Annotated in this window: 13 protein-coding genes and 1 other RNA gene; 10 read left to right on the top strand and 4 right to left on the bottom strand. The window is 53.4% G+C overall.

Going from position 1 to position 14,377, the window contains the following annotated elements; translation table 11 throughout:
- Positions 1–4: 4 nt before the first annotated feature.
- Both dnaX and ffs read right to left on the bottom strand, forming a co-directional pair.
- Positions 5–1,723 (bottom strand): DNA polymerase III subunit gamma/tau, encoded by a 1,719-nt coding sequence (gene dnaX, locus MFLA_RS08060; protein ID WP_011479794.1) that lies wholly within the window; start codon positions 1,721–1,723, stop codon positions 5–7.
- A gap of 122 nt (positions 1,724–1,845) precedes the next feature.
- Positions 1,846–1,943: signal recognition particle sRNA small type (ffs, locus tag MFLA_RS14560), an RNA gene on the bottom strand.
- Between the two features lie 132 nt (positions 1,944–2,075).
- On the opposite strand from ffs, the gene MFLA_RS08050 reads away from it, so the two are divergent.
- The 4 genes from MFLA_RS08050 (at position 2,076) to MFLA_RS08035 (ending at position 6,610) form a co-directional block, all read left to right on the top strand.
- Positions 2,076–3,356: an adenylate/guanylate cyclase domain-containing protein gene (locus tag MFLA_RS08050; protein WP_011479793.1), complete on the top strand. Its 1,281-nt coding sequence runs from the start codon at positions 2,076–2,078 to the stop codon at positions 3,354–3,356.
- A 140-nt stretch (positions 3,357–3,496) separates the two neighbouring features.
- Positions 3,497–5,050 (top strand): methyl-accepting chemotaxis protein, encoded by a 1,554-nt coding sequence (locus tag MFLA_RS08045; protein WP_011479792.1) that lies wholly within the window; start codon positions 3,497–3,499, stop codon positions 5,048–5,050.
- Positions 5,051–5,317: 267 nt separating this feature from the next.
- Positions 5,318–5,872 (top strand): NADPH-dependent FMN reductase, encoded by a 555-nt coding sequence (locus tag MFLA_RS08040; RefSeq protein ID WP_011479791.1) that lies wholly within the window; start codon positions 5,318–5,320, stop codon positions 5,870–5,872.
- A 156-nt stretch (positions 5,873–6,028) separates the two neighbouring features.
- Positions 6,029–6,610 (top strand): DUF5610 domain-containing protein, encoded by a 582-nt coding sequence (locus tag MFLA_RS08035; RefSeq protein WP_011479790.1) that lies wholly within the window; start codon positions 6,029–6,031, stop codon positions 6,608–6,610.
- 13 nt (positions 6,611–6,623) lie between these two features.
- Here the strand turns inward: MFLA_RS08035 and MFLA_RS08030 are convergent, their stop codons facing one another.
- Positions 6,624–7,769 (bottom strand): sigma-54 interaction domain-containing protein, encoded by a 1,146-nt coding sequence (locus MFLA_RS08030; protein ID WP_011479789.1) that lies wholly within the window; start codon positions 7,767–7,769, stop codon positions 6,624–6,626.
- Positions 7,770–8,126: 357 nt separating this feature from the next.
- Between MFLA_RS08030 and MFLA_RS08025 the strand changes: the two genes are divergently transcribed.
- The 4 genes from MFLA_RS08025 to MFLA_RS08010 all read left to right on the top strand — a co-directional run bounded on the left by MFLA_RS08025 (position 8,127) and on the right by MFLA_RS08010 (position 12,219).
- A complete protein-coding gene (locus MFLA_RS08025) occupies positions 8,127–8,855 on the top strand; it encodes a class II aldolase/adducin family protein (RefSeq protein ID WP_011479788.1) in 729 nt (242 codons plus the stop codon).
- Between the two features lie 14 nt (positions 8,856–8,869).
- Positions 8,870–9,928, top strand: a complete 1,059-nt coding sequence (locus MFLA_RS08020; RefSeq protein WP_011479787.1) for an ABC transporter substrate-binding protein — start codon at positions 8,870–8,872, stop codon at positions 9,926–9,928.
- 153 nt (positions 9,929–10,081) lie between these two features.
- On the top strand, positions 10,082–11,176 hold the full coding sequence (locus MFLA_RS08015) for an ABC transporter substrate-binding protein (protein WP_011479786.1): 1,095 nt from the start codon (positions 10,082–10,084) through the stop codon (positions 11,174–11,176).
- Entirely contained in the window at positions 11,173–12,219 is a 1,047-nt protein-coding gene (locus tag MFLA_RS08010) for an ABC transporter substrate-binding protein (protein ID WP_011479785.1), read from the top strand. The genes MFLA_RS08015 and MFLA_RS08010 overlap by 4 nt, the downstream gene beginning before the upstream one ends.
- A 118-nt stretch (positions 12,220–12,337) precedes the next feature.
- On the opposite strand, the gene MFLA_RS14555 is transcribed toward MFLA_RS08010, so the two are convergent.
- The gene (locus tag MFLA_RS14555; RefSeq protein ID WP_195741978.1) at positions 12,338–12,673 is read right to left on the bottom strand and encodes a hypothetical protein; all 336 of its coding nucleotides are present in this window, start codon (positions 12,671–12,673) and stop codon (positions 12,338–12,340) included.
- Here MFLA_RS14555 and MFLA_RS08005 point away from each other — a divergent pair.
- Entirely contained in the window at positions 12,664–13,491 is an 828-nt protein-coding gene (locus MFLA_RS08005) for an ABC transporter ATP-binding protein (RefSeq protein WP_229407033.1), read from the top strand. The two genes, MFLA_RS14555 and MFLA_RS08005, sit on opposite strands and share 10 nt — an antisense overlap.
- 33 nt (positions 13,492–13,524) lie before the next feature.
- On the top strand, positions 13,525–14,355 hold the full coding sequence (locus tag MFLA_RS08000) for an energy transducer TonB (protein ID WP_011479782.1): 831 nt from the start codon (positions 13,525–13,527) through the stop codon (positions 14,353–14,355).
- Positions 14,356–14,377 lie beyond the last annotated feature (22 nt).

Genomic DNA, 14,377 nt, shown 5'->3' with positions numbered 1-14,377 from the left:
GGATTTATTGAAGTGGTTTGATGCTTGATGGAATGATCTGGGCGCCGAAATCCTTGATCAGCGCTTGCACAAAGCCATCATTGTGAATTGCGTTCTCCGCATGGGCCTGCAGGGCGGCTTTTTCCTGACTCATCAACTGGGCTGGCGTATTGCCGCTGCCGCCCAGGGCGAAAGTCAGTTTGATCTTGCGGCCAAAATGCTGCTCAACGGCACTTTGCAGCTTTTCCTCATAACCCATGCCCAGCAGGTGCTTTTGCGTCGGCGGCACGGAGAATGCAATATGGTCTTCATCGAAGCTTGCTACTTCGCAATTTTGTGCCAGCGCCCGGGCCAGGCCGAGTTTCAACCTGTCCACCAATGCACGCCAATTGCCGTCGAAGCTTCGCGTGACCGCTGAGGCAGGGGCTTCTTGCGTGCTGGATGCTGCGGCGGAGAAGGCGCCTGGGCTGAGCGCTTGAGAGTCCCGAGAGGTCGCTGACTCAGGCGTGGGCTCCGGGCTGGCTTCGCGCATGTTCGGCGCAGGGATCCTGACAGCTGGTTCACTGACGGCAAGAGCGGCACTGGCGCGAGGCCGCGTGCTTTCTGCAACGGTAGAGGATGCCGCTGGCGGTGGTGCTGCCTTTGTCGAAGATGTTTGTTCTCCTGGGCGGAATGCCAGCATACGCAGCAATGCCATGGTGAACCCAGCAAACTCATCGGGCGCCAAGCCGAGATCTCGCCTGGCGAGAAGGGCAATTTGGTAATAGAGCTGTATTTCCTCTGGGCGCATGCGAGCCGCGATGTCGAGAAGAGTCTGACGGTCGGGATGGTCAATCGCAATACTATCTGGCACAGCTTGTGCAATGGCGATTTCATGCAGCAGGTTGGCAAGGTCGCTCAATGCCGCGTCGAAGGAAATCGCGCGTTCTTCCATGGCGCGCGCCTGGGCGAGCAAGGCATTGCCATCTTGGGCGAGCAGGGCGTTGAGCAGCTCGAACAGGTAAGCCTGGTCGATTGCACCCAGCATGGTACGCACCTCTTTTTCGTTGACGCTGTCGCCGCCATAGGCAATCGCCTGATCCAGCAGGGACAATGCATCACGCATACTGCCATTGGCAGAGCGGCCTATCAATTGCAGTGCAACAGGCTCGAAGGTAATGTTTTCCTGGGTCAATACATGCTGCAAGTGTGCGGCAATACCGCTGCTCGACATTTGCCGGAGGTTGAACTGAAGGCAGCGCGACAGGATGGTAACCGGGACCTTCTGCGGGTCAGTGGTGGCCAGAATAAACTTGACGTGGGCCGGGGGTTCTTCCAGCGTTTTCAACATGGCATTGAAGGCATGCCCGGTGAGCTGGTGAACTTCATCAAGCATGTAGACTTTGTAGCGGCCCTGGGTGGGGGCGTAAATGGCTTTTTCCAGCAGCGAGGTCATGTCATCAACCCCGCGGTTGGATGCGGCATCCATCTCGACATAATCGAGGAAGCTACCCTTGTCGATCGCGACGCAGGCCGTACATTGGCCGCAAGGGTTTGCGCTGACGCCGCGTTCGCAATTCAGGGATTTTGCCAGTATACGGGAGAGGGTGGTCTTGCCAACGCCGCGGGTACCCGTGAACAGGTATGCATGGTGTAGTCGCTGCTGCTGCAATGCATTGGTGAGGGCGCGCACCACATGCTCCTGACCTACCAGCTCATCAAAGGATTTTGGACGCCATTTGCGGGCAAGAACCTGATAGCTCATCGGCGTATAAACTCATTGGATGTCATGCGTTGCAGGTGCCTGCTTTGCCAGTGGCGTGCACATTTGGAACAATTGATCCGGCGCTTCCCATGCAATCAGGCGTGTCTGATTCTCTAAATTTAAGAGGCGAGCCCAACCCCCGGCACTTGCTTCAATAGTTGTGGCTGCTTCCTTCCGGACCTGACCAGGTTGGCTACTTTGCAATGCGGGGAGGCCCGCCAGACGCCATTCTAACTCAAACCTGCGGCACTCCACCAGCGCTTTCATCGGTCAAGACAAAGATAGATTAAGTACCATCCTTGCGATATATTGGGCAAAGCACAATGAATGATAACTAACAATAGAGAGCGCCATGATGCATCAGGCTGACCGTTATTTTATGCGGCTCATCCAGCCTTTCCTGGGAAACAAGCCACCAGAAATCGCCAAGGCAGTTGTACTTGGTATGGCAATCCTATCCATCCTGGTGCTGGCGGAAAGCTTGGCCTGCGTCTTCTGGATATTCACTCTTTCCAGCCTGGGGGAAGGATATGCAGTGATGGCGGCCGTGCCGTACATCTACATCATCATTTCCTATAGCAGCTTGCTGGTGTTCTACCATTTCAAGCGTTTCGATGCCTTTACCTTCACCCAACTGGTCATGCTGCTGGTGATGCCGTTCTTTATGCAATGGATCATTGGCGGGCTTCAGGCCTCTAGCGGTGTTGCTTTCTGGGCCATACTGTCGCCCGTCGGCGCACTGATGATTCTGGGCACCCGGCAGTCCACCCCCTGGTTCATCTTATTTGGGCTGCTGGCAGTGCTGTCATGGTGGCTGAACGACCAGTTTTCCATGCATGCCTTGCCGATCCCCGGGGATATCCGGGATGCATTTTTTGCGATCAATATGGCCGGGGTATCGGTCATCCTGTACATCGCAATGCGCTATTTCCAATCTGAGAAAGCGAAAGTGCTGGAAGCATTGGCGGTGGAAAAATCGCGTTCGGAGCAACTGTTGCGAAGCATATTGCCGGAGTCAGTTGCCAAGCGGCTGCATGAAACCCAGTGTGGCCGCATCGCAGATAGTCATGACGCCGTCACCATCCTGTTTGCGGATATCGTGAACTTCACCCAGATTTCGGCAGGGATGACACCTGCTGCTGTGGTTGACCTGCTCAACCATGTCTTTTCCCGCTTCGACCAGCTTGCCGCCCAGTATGGCGTGGAAAAAATCAAGACTATAGGGGATGCTTACATGGTGATTGCGGGGGCGCCCAGTCCCCGGACAGACCATGCCCACGTCATGGCGGACATGGCGCTGGAAGTGCCTGCCTTGCTCGACAAGGTTTCCAGAGAGATCGGCATGCCATTGGCAATGCGGATTGGAATGAACAGTGGTGCAGTGGTGGCCGGTATTATCGGCAACACCCGGTTCAGCTACGATTTATGGGGGGATGCTGTCAATATCGCCAGCCGTATGGAAACGACCGGGCTGCCCAACGAAATCCAAGTTTCAGCCGCTACCTATGAGCTGCTGAAGGCGGATTACTGCTTTGAGCCGCGTTGTGGTGTGGATGTCAAGGGAAAAGGCAAAGTAGTGACCTATTTGCTTAAGGGAAGGATGGACAAACATGATGTTGATGTATCAAGATGACCTGAATCCCAACAATCACGCCATTCTGCAACATTTGCTATTTGCATATTTAATTTAAATTTTTTTGCTTTTTCCTCCGTTATTGCAGTCATCCAGTGTGCGAGTTCGCGCAGCATTGGGCTCATTGACGAAGGAATAGCATGAAACAACTCCTGAAGGATATTACAGTTCACCGTATGGTGATGATCGTGCTGGTTTTCATCAGCATCCTGATCCTGACCCTTTCCGCCATAGGATTGGCTGGGATGAATGCGGCAGGGAAGGAGCTTGAGGTCAGCCACGCGACGCTCAGGCAATCCCAATCCCTAGTCTTGGCCAATGAAAATCTGCTGCGCGCCCGGCTCAGGCTGGTCAGGCAACATGATTATCTTGAGGCTGGAGACCTGAAGGCAAGCCAGGCCGAATCTCTGCATGTCCGCTCTGCAATGAAGGAGGCCGATGCCAGTTTCAATGCTTTCCTGCAGGGGGCATCATCAGTAGACATCGATGCAATTCGTCAGCTCAAAGCCCATTACATCCTGGTGCATGATGAAGTGGAGAAGCTGATTGAATTGCTTGAACAAGGCGATATTACCAAGTACAGGCAGCATAATATCAGCGTCGTTGCTGGCGCCAGTCGTCACTTCGGCAATGCGGCCCGGGAAGTCAATGGTCTGTTGGAGCAGCAAGGGCAAGCCATGCTGGAAAATGCACAGAAAAACCGCAAGCTGCTGATGGTTGCAGTGGCTTGCGTTCTCGGCGTCTGCCTAGTACTGCTGGTTCTGGCTGATCGGTATGTTGTGCATTTTGTCCGGATGCCGTTGGATCAGGTGAAAGCGTATTTCCAGAAAATTGCCGATGGGGACCTCACCTTTCCTATAGAGCCATTCGGCAAGAATTGTCCAGGGCAGATATATCCTTACCTGATCGACATGAAAGACAGTCTTGCCAAGATGGTCCGCCAGGTACGCGATAGTGTTGAGCAGATCAACAACGGCACCGCCGAAATCGCCCAGGGCAACAACGATCTTTCGCACCGTACCGAGGAGCAGGCGAGTTCGCTCGAGGAAACTGCCAGCAGCATGGAGGAGCTCGCGGAAACCGTGGCGCATAATGCAGAAAACGCTAGGACGGCGACAGGCATGGTGCAAAATACGGTGGCTGTGGCAAAGCAAGGCGAGGCTGCCATGGATGAGGTCGTGCGGATCATGCAGGAGATCAGCGCCAAATCTGCGCAGATCGAGGAGATTACCGGGCTGATTGACGGCATTGCTTTCCAGACCAATATTCTTGCACTGAATGCTGCCGTGGAAGCCGCGCGGGCAGGGGAACAGGGGAAGGGGTTTGCCGTGGTGGCAAGCGAAGTGCGTTCACTTGCGCAGCGTAGCGCCAGCGCCGCCAGAGAGATCAAGGTGCTGATCGCCGCTTCTGGCGAGGTCGTGGATACAGGTACCCGCAAGGTCACCTCTGCAGGCAATACAATTCACGAGGTTGCAAATTCAGTCAATCAGATAGCTGCCCTGATCGGGGAGATTGCGGCAGCTTCTAGTGAGCAGGCAACCGGTATTGCGCAGGTCAAGCTTGCCATCACGCAGATGGATGCTGCTACTCAGCAGAACTCCGCATTGGTTGAGCAATCTGCCGCAACTGCGACTGCATTGGATGAGCAGGCCGGCAGCCTGAGGAGGGCCGTGGAGATATTCCAGTTAGCCTGAAGATGCTATTCCCGAATCAAGTTTGCATCTTCAGGAGCTACCTGATTTCCAAGGCTGTTGCCGATGCATGACCGGCTGAACTGTTGGTGTAGATGCATATGTGCTGTTTGGCTGTTGCCCTGGCAGCAGTTAACCATGAAATGGTTTGAGGTTTTTATTGCTCTTAATTGATTTATAATTACATTTTGCCCTGGCACTTTTATTGCTGAATTTATTCAATGCATGCCTTGGCATGAATTGGATTAATCTTTGAAAGTAGGAGTCGGTATGGCAAGAATAGTGGGCATCTCGGGCAGTTTATCGCAGCCGTCCAGGACCAGGGCGCTTGTGGAAGAGATTGCTGCAAGGGCATCGCATCAATTGCATGCGCCAGCGGAGGTGATTGATATTGCCGGGATTGCAGCCGTCCTGGGCAGCACCGTATCGTATGGGGAATTTCCCCCTGAGTTATCGGAGGCTTACGAAAAAGTCCAGGCAGCTGACTTGCTCGTGATCGCCAGCCCTGTATATAAGGCTTCTTATACCGGCTTGCTGAAGCACTTTTTCGACTTGCTCGACCCCAAGGCCTTGGTCGGCAAGGTTGCCATTCTGGGTGCCACTGGCGGTAGTGATCAGCACGCCATGATACTGGACTACCAGTTACGGACGCTGGTGAGCTTCTTTAGTGTATATACCGCGCCAACGGCTATCTATGCCAGAGATAGTGAGTTTGCCCATTATCAGCTGACCAGTGATGCCATCCGTCAGCGGATCGCGGTAGCTGTCGACCAGGCGGAATTCCTGTTGAAGCATCCGCAGGTGCCTCAAGTCCTGGTGGCGTAAAGACCGGCCAGGCTAAGATATAAAAGGGGCTGAAAAACAGCCCCTTTTTGGTTTTTGGCTGCTCCCTGAATCTTTGATGCGCCCGCATGGCTTCATTTTCTTGAGTTTCAGCCGATATGGATGGATATCATCAAGAAACAAGATCAAGGAGGACACATGGTTGCACCGAGCAATAATATTGCTAACAGTACTGCGGGGCCGGCCAATGAAGCATTGAGTGAGGCTAAAAAGGCTGCTGAAGCGCGACCGGATGGGCAGAAGACGATGCTCAACGCAAAAATCCTCCAAGCTTCGTTAAAGGTGTCCATTCAATCCGGCAATGACGGCTTGGCCTTGCTGTATCGCTCCGCCATAGAACATATCAATGCCGTACTGGAGCCTCAGCTGGGGGCGAATGCCATCGGCAACGCCATGGCCGGAGATCATAGTGCCGAAGCGACGGCAGGACGCATCCTTTCCATGTCAACGGGCTTTTTTGATGCCTATGCTGCACGGCATCCGGATCAGGATCCGGAAGAAGTGGTGCGTGATTTCGTGGCATTGATCCGGGGTGGCTTCGAGAAAGGCTATGCCGAAGCCAAAGATATTCTCGCCGGACTAGGTGTGTTGGGGGAAGGTAGCGATATTGCTGCAGATATTGCCAACACGTATGCGCTAGTGCAGAAGGGCTACGACGATTTTCTCGAAGCCAAGCAATCTGCAATCCGCGAGGACGTTGGTCAATCCAGTCAAGAATAGGGAAGAATCTTCATCAGGCAATCAGCTTTAACTCTTTCAGCCTTGCCCGCAGGATATTGCGGCTAATACCCAGCAGCCTAGCGGTGTGTACCTGGTTCTTGTTGCTGAACTCATAAGCTTTCTCGACCAGGACTGCATTGACCAGCTCGAACAGCTTGGGTGGTGGGGATTCGAAAAGCTGGCTGAACACGCGTTCCAGCTGATAAGTTTCCGTCGCCGGATGAGGTGTTGAGGAGTCGGTAGCCTCCAGCTTGGTATCCTGATTAATAGCCCATGCCGACTTGGTGTCTTGCTTCTCCAGTGGCACGGTCCCGATCGGTGGAAGGCCCAGATCCTTGGGGTACAGGGTCTCCGATGTGGAAATCAGCAACGCGCGGTGGATGACGTTCTCTAACTCACGAATATTCCCTGGCCACGGATAATGAAGTAACTGCTGAATGGTTTCCGGGGCGAGTTTGGGGATTCCGGTGTGCAGTCGGGATTTGTAAACATTCAGGAAGTGTTCAACCAGCGGTAGGATATCGCCTGGCCGCTCGCGCAAGGGCGGCAAGGCAATGGGTACCACCTTTATACGGTAATACAAGTCTTCACGGAAGCGCCCGGCACGCACGGCTTCTTCCAGGTCGACGTTGGTTGCCGCGATGAGGCGGACATCAATCGGGGTGGCCTTGCGCGAGCCCAACCGCACGACCTCCCGTTCCTGCAATACGCGCAACAGCTTGACCTGGGTCGATTGCGGCAGGTCGCCTATTTCATCAAGAAACAGGGTGCCGCCATTGGCGGACTCGAACCACCCTGTCTTGGCACTGGTTGCACCAGTAAAGGCGCCGCGTTCGTAGCCGAACAGTTCACTTTCTACCAGGGTCTCTGAAAAAGCCCCGCAATTGATGGCCTGAAAAGGGCCATCGCGTCTATTGCTGAGTGCATGGATGTGACGCGCGATCAACTCCTTGCCGGTACCCGTTTCGCCGATGATGAGGGCGGTGGCATTGCTGGCGGCAATTTTCTCGATCAGGCTCAGTAATTCCTGAGACCTGGGGTCACTGAAAACCAGTGCGCTTGCGCGCACGGAGAGGCTAACCGCGCTGGGATTCGGATGCGTGATGACATGATCCGCAGTCTCGAATGCCCGCTCATAATTCCATAGTTCAGCATGCATTAGCTAAGGACTTTCTTGTAGAAACATCGCACAAATATACGCACAATTCTTTATCTGGTCTAAAACTATATTTTCATATCTATATTCTTTTTTTTAATAAGTGAAGCGGCGGAAAGTTGAGTGTTGCTTTTAGTACAACGCCTTCATGGCCACTAATGCTTCGTTTGCAGCAACTGTTGCTAATTCAGCAGTAAAAAGTGTGTTGCTGATTGGCAATGCTTTTCATAACCTAATGAAATAATTGATTTATTGTGGAGATTGCCAAGATTTTCCAATGTTGGCATATGTCTTGCGCTTTTATCACCCAAGGATACCTGGCAGATGTACTGCCTTTCTTGATGACGATAGAGGTGAATAATGACTGTAACCGCAATTGATACAGAAAACGATGTGGAAGCTTTTGCTGCCCAGGTGCTGGCTGATGCCAAGATTGCATTTGCCGCCTTCCGCAGCACCGGTACCATTACTGCGAACGGCACGGTAGGTTTTGTCGAGCGCGTTCCCGGTGAAGAAAAGCTTGTAATCGTGAACGATCCGGGCCCGTTCAATTGGGATAACCGCGAACTGCAGGCGGTGGTCGTGGACTTTGAAGGAAATGTGGTGCTGGGCAAGGGCAGTGCAGCCGGTGCGACTCGGTATACCAAGTTATTCAAGGAGCATGCGGATATCACGACGATTTCGCACGTGCATTCGCCGTATCTGGGAGCGTGGGCACAAACCCATCGCACACTGCCAATTCGTTATGTGCCGGTACAGCGCTATAACCTGATTCGTGAAATTCCTATTTATATTGATAGGCGCCAGCAGGAAGTGGATTTCATCTTGGATCAGATCAGGTTGAACCCGCACAACACAGCAATTCTAGAGGCTAATGGCGGTTCTACCGTCTGGGGCAAGCAAGGTTTGCGCAAGACTGCCGAATTTATTCTGATTCTTGAAGAGGGTGCACAAATCCAGACCTTGGCAGACGCGATCGGCGGCTCTCGTGATTACGGCCCCGGTGTATTGGCTCAGCAATGGAAGATGGCCAAGATTTACGATCAGGCCAGGGAATTGAACCTGCTGCCTTCCACTGACCTGCGTTAATCGAAGGAGCGGTCATGAGCGAGTTGATCAATGGGGTGGACAGGATCTGGTTTACCCGTTGCCCTGTGCCGACTGCGACCGGTATTGCCTACAAGTTGGGTTGGCTGGATGAAGAGTTTGCAAAAGATGGTATTGCCGTCTCTACATTACAGGATGGTCCGCGGGAATATAACCGGCATCACTATGACCATCAATTGCCTACGCTCATCCGTGAGGGCGGCAGCTTGCTGGCGATCGCAGCTCGCGCGCAATATGCGCCTACTCGCCTGATCGGCCTGACATGGATAGATGAATGGCAGGCGATTCTGGTGAGACCTGATTCCGGTATTACCGAGCCGCACCAGCTCAAGGGCAAGCGGCTGGCGTTGCCTGCATTCGTTGACCACCCGATCAAGGATCATGTGCGCGGTAGCAGTATTGCGCGCGGCATGAGCCTGCACGGTTATAAAGGCGCACTCGGCATTGCAGGGTTGACCCTGGATGATGTCGAACTTGTCGAAGTGGCTGCGGCAGGGCAAGGGCGGGGAGATGGCAGGCGCAGTCGTGAAGTGGTGGGCAGTCTGTGGGCCGGTTTGGATGAGCTGGTTGCAGGAAATCTCGATGCGGTTTACGTCAAGGGCGCTTCCGCTGTCGAGGCGGCCAAGCGCTTAGGTGTTGTGGTCGGGATCGACCTCGATAGCTATCCCGACAAGCGTGTAAGGGTGAACAATGGCACGCCGCGGCCCATCACCGTGCACGAGGATTTGCTGGAGAACCATTTCGACCTCGTGGTCCGCTTCCTTTACCAGACTTTGCGTGCGGCCGATTGGGCCAAGCATAATCTTCAGGGTGTGCATGCGATTCTTCAGGATGAGACCTTTGCTGGGGCCGAGAGCGTAGCGACTGCATACCGCAACGATTTTCACCTCAACCTCGAACCGACATTGACGCCTGACCGTCTCGCGCTATTCCGCAAACAGAAGGATTTTATGTGGGTTTATGGCCTGCTTGACCGTGATTTCGACTTTGACGCATGGGTGGATCAACGCCCATTGCAGGAAGCCAAAAGGCAGCTGGAGGCCAAGGTTGCCTGATCTTGGTCGGTAGTCATGGTATTCAAGCCAGTCTTTTAACCGGTGTGTTTTACCCGACTGCGGGTGAACACACTGTTTTTCATTGGATTTTCATGAGTTTCGAACCCCGCACTGGATTGTTAAGCAGGCCCGACATGTTTTGGAGTGAGTTGAATGTTGCATAGAAAAATTTATCATCTGGCGCTGGCTGCCATGATGGCATTGCCGGCTTTTGCCAGCCTTGCCGAGGAAACACCCAAGGTCGTGCGGATTGCAGCAGTGGTGTATAACATTGCGGGCAAAACCACTTACCTCAATGGCGCAGCAGTATTGACTGAAGGAGGGTTGGAAGAGGCACTCGCAAAAAAAGGCGTGAAAATCGAGTGGGTGCCTGCCTCTCATTCCGCTGTGGGGCCGATCATCAATGAAGGCTTTGCCAGCGGTAAAATCGATTTTGCTTCTTATGGTGATTTGCCTCCGGTGATCCTGAATGCCTCCAGGCCCACTGTGCAATTAGTGGCGCCCTGGGGGCGTAGCGGCAACTCCTATCTTGTGGTGCCTGCAAAATCCAAGGCCAGTACGATCGAAGATTTGAAAGGCAAACGCATTGCCTTGCATCGTGGCCGGCCATGGGAAATTGCGTTTGCAAACTTGGTCGAATCCAAGGGCCTTAGCTTCAAGGACTTTAAAATCGTCAACGTGAATCCTCAGGTCGGTGCCGCCGCCTTGGCAAGCGGCACAGTAGACGGGTTCTTTGGGCTGAATGATGCGTATATTCTCGAGCAACGCAAGGTCGGGCGCATCATCTGGTCTACCAAAAACTCGCCCCCCGACTGGAAACTGATGGGCGGGTTATGGGCCAGCAATGATTTTGTCCATAAGTATCCTGAGCTTACCCAGACCATCGTGACTGCCTATGTCAAAACCAACTACTGGACTTCCCAGGATGCGAACAAGGACAAATACATCAAGGAATATGCCACCAATGCCTTGCCGGAAGAGGTAGTGCGCAAGGATTACGACAATGACATTGTCGCCTGGAAAGACCGTTGGTCTCCACTCTATGACGACGCCCTGAAAGCGCACTACCAACGAGTGGCGAGTTATGCCAAACAATCAGGCTTGGTGCGCAACGAAGTCAAGCTGGATCAATTGCTCAACCCAAAGTTTGTCGAACATGCGCTCAAAGAGCTGAATCTTGAGCACTACTGGCAAAGCCAGCAGATCAATCAGGCTCAGCTCAGTTCAGTAGAGGTTAAGGGAAAATGATGAGGTTGACCGTTTTGCCCGCCTTGTTGCTGGCAGCATTCCTGGGCTATTTCCCTACAGCCCATACCGAAGATCTCAAGGTTGTCCGTATCGCCTCGGTGGCGACTAACGTCGGCGGCAAGACGGTATATGCCGGTAGTGCCTCTCTTGTTGTCAATGGTGCTTTCCCGGAAGAGCTGCGCAAGCAGGGTATCAAGGTGGAATGGGTGCCTGCGGCGATGGCGTCTGTTGGTCCCGTAATCAATGAAGGTTTTGCCAGCGGCAAGATCGATTTTGGCATCTATGGCGATCTGCCGCCTATCATCCTCAATGCAAGCAAACCCACTGTGCAGCTGGTGGCGCCTTGGGGCACGACTTCCAATTCCTATTTGGTTGTGCCCAAGAACTCGACAGCCAAGAGCATCAAGGACCTCAAGGGTAAAAAGATCGCCTTGCACCGCGGCCGCCCATGGGAGCTGGCTTTTTCCAACCTGTTGCAGAGCGAAGGCCTGACATTCAAGGACTTCAAGATCGTCAATGTCAATCCGCAAGTCGGTGCTGCCGCCTTGGCGAGCGGTACTGTCGATGGTTTTTTCAGCCTGTTTGACTCTTACATCCTTGAAGACAGGGGGGTGGGCAAAATTATCTGGTCGACCAAGACTGCGCCAGTGGACTGGAAACTGATGGGCGGTGTGTGGGCGCGCAATGACTTTGTAAAGCAGAACCCCGAGATAACCCAGGCCATCGTCACTGCCTACCTGAAAAGCGTGCACTGGGTAGCGCAGGATGAAAACAAGGAAACCTACATCCGGGAATATTCCAACAAGATCTATCCGGAAAGCGTGAACCGCAGAGAATATGACCAAGATAATGTGAGCTGGCGCCAGCGCTGGTCGCCGCTCTACGATGTAGCCTTGCAAGAACATTATCGCAAGGCAGTCGCCTATGCGCAGGCATCCGGGTTGACGCGAACGCAAGCGGATGTTCAGCAGATGCTCAACCCGCATTTTGTTGCCACGGCATTGAAGGAACTCAAACTTGAGGGCTTCTGGACTCCGAACTAAATGCACCCAAGAGCGTTCAGGGAAGCGATCCAGGTGAGGCGCTCTGCTGTAAAAACAGTATCGGTTGGATCTTGGCCTTGAGGTGTCACAACAGTGTCAGGGCCATGTCCGACCATTTTCAATTACAAGCAATATAACGCCTTTGATTCATCGGCACTGTTTCATTTGCATCAGCGATATCTGTTTCCATGGAAACACTTGGGGCCGATTTTTGTTGCCATGGAAACAGTTTTGCTGTCAGTAGAAGAGCGAATATTTCCCAATTCAATGAATTTAAATAGAAAATTATTTTTCTTGAGAATTTGGCACGAGGATTGCATTTATATAACCAAAATATATTTTTAATTGCCTTTATATGTTTTTGTTGTGGGTTATTAAAAAAAGTTATTTGGAGTAGTGTGCCGCAGGGCACTTCAATGCCCAGGTGGCAGAAAGAAGCAAGAATTGAGTGCATTGAATACGGTGCTGAATTTCAAGCGTGAACAAGTGCTGCATGATGAAGAGGTGGCAAGGCAGCGGACCAGCCTGAAACCGGTCGCCTTGACGATAGAACGCGTTGAAAAAGCCTTCCAGCTATCAGGCGAGCGCCTGCAGGTGCTTTCCGATATCAATCTGGAGGTGCGCACTGGCGAGTTTATCTCGATCGTTGGTGCCAGCGGTTGCGGCAAATCGACTTTGCTGAAGCTGCTCGCGGGATTGGATACCCAGTATGCAGGGAACATCGTCTATCAGGGTAAGCGTATTCAAGGAACCGACCTCGATCGCGGCATTGTGTTTCAAGAACACCGTTTGTTCCCATGGCTGACGGTAGAAGCCAATATCGCATTGGCTTTTTCTGCAACGGATGTTCCCAAGGCGGAACGCAAGCGCCGCGTCCAGGCACAGATAGACCTGGTGGGCTTGTCTGGTTTTGAAAAAGCGTATCCCCACCAGATTTCCGGCGGGATGTCCCAACGGGTGGCGATCGCCAGGGCCTTGGTGCTGCATCCTCAATTGTTGCTGCTGGATGAGCCATTTGCGGCACTGGATGCGTTGACCAGGCTGAAGCTGCAACAGGAACTGCAACGCTTGTGGGAGCAGGAGGGCCTGACCACTATCCTGGTTACCCACGATGTGGAAGAGGCTGTGTTCCTCGGAGATCGTGTCGTGGTGATGCAGTCTCACCCGGGGCGCATCAAGCGCATAGTTCCTGTTGATCTGCCACGGCCGCGCGTACGTTCCAGTCTGGAATTTCAGCGTATCAAGGATGACGTGCTGACAGATTTCGTCTAGCACATTGCAATACGACATAAAAGGAGGATATACGTGTCTACATCTGCCTTGAGGCCTGCTGGCGGCTTGCTTGAGAGCGGCGACTTCCTGCAGAAAAAGGATGAGCCATCGAAGCGCATTGCCGAAGCAGGCAAACGGCTCGACCAGGCATTTTACCTGCGCCAGAAAGAACTTCAGCAAGAGTTGGCCTCCCCGGGCGGCGGCCGAAACTACTTGGCCTTGGGCTTGATCGTGATTGCTGTGCATGTGGCCGGGGCTTACTTCTATATTAATGCTGACCATACGCCGATCGTGCCCAAGCCGCGGCCGGTGGAAATCGAGATCATCAAGCCGGTGATCGAGCCGCCCCCTGAGGTGAAGCCACCGCCGCCACCTCCGCCGCCACCGCCCAAGAAAGTGGTGAAGCAGCCGCCGCCACAACCCAAACCGCAACCGGCGCTGAAAACGCCGGAGGCCGAGCCTGATATCAAGCCGGACGATATTGTGGTGCAGGAAAACACCACGGCGGAAAGAACCACTGAGCCAGTAGAGGCGGCGCCGCCCGCGCCACCACCGCCGCCTGAGCCCGCTGAGGAACCAGTGACCGAGGCTATGGGCTATGCGGGCTACTTGAACAATCCTGCACCAAAGTATCCATCCTTCGCGCAACGGCAGGGATGGCAGGGTACCGTAGTGCTGAGGGTTCGAGTGTTGGCCAACGGCAAGGTGCAGAGCGTGGAGATCAAGCAGTCCAGCGGCCGTAAGACATTGGATGAGGCCGCGATAGAAGCCGTGAAAGGTTGGGAATTCGCACCCTCCAAGCGTGGCAATACGCCGATAGATGGCTGGGCCACCGTGCCAATTGAGTTCAAGCTGGCTTCATAAACCTTAATTGACGTAAATATTT

Origin of the sequence: Methylobacillus flagellatus KT (assembly GCF_000013705.1) — a bacterium.
Lineage (GTDB): Bacteria > Pseudomonadota > Gammaproteobacteria > Burkholderiales > Methylophilaceae > Methylobacillus > Methylobacillus flagellatus.
The sequence above is the reverse complement of the archived record's forward strand: the minus strand, read 5'-3'. Positions and strand labels throughout refer to the sequence as shown.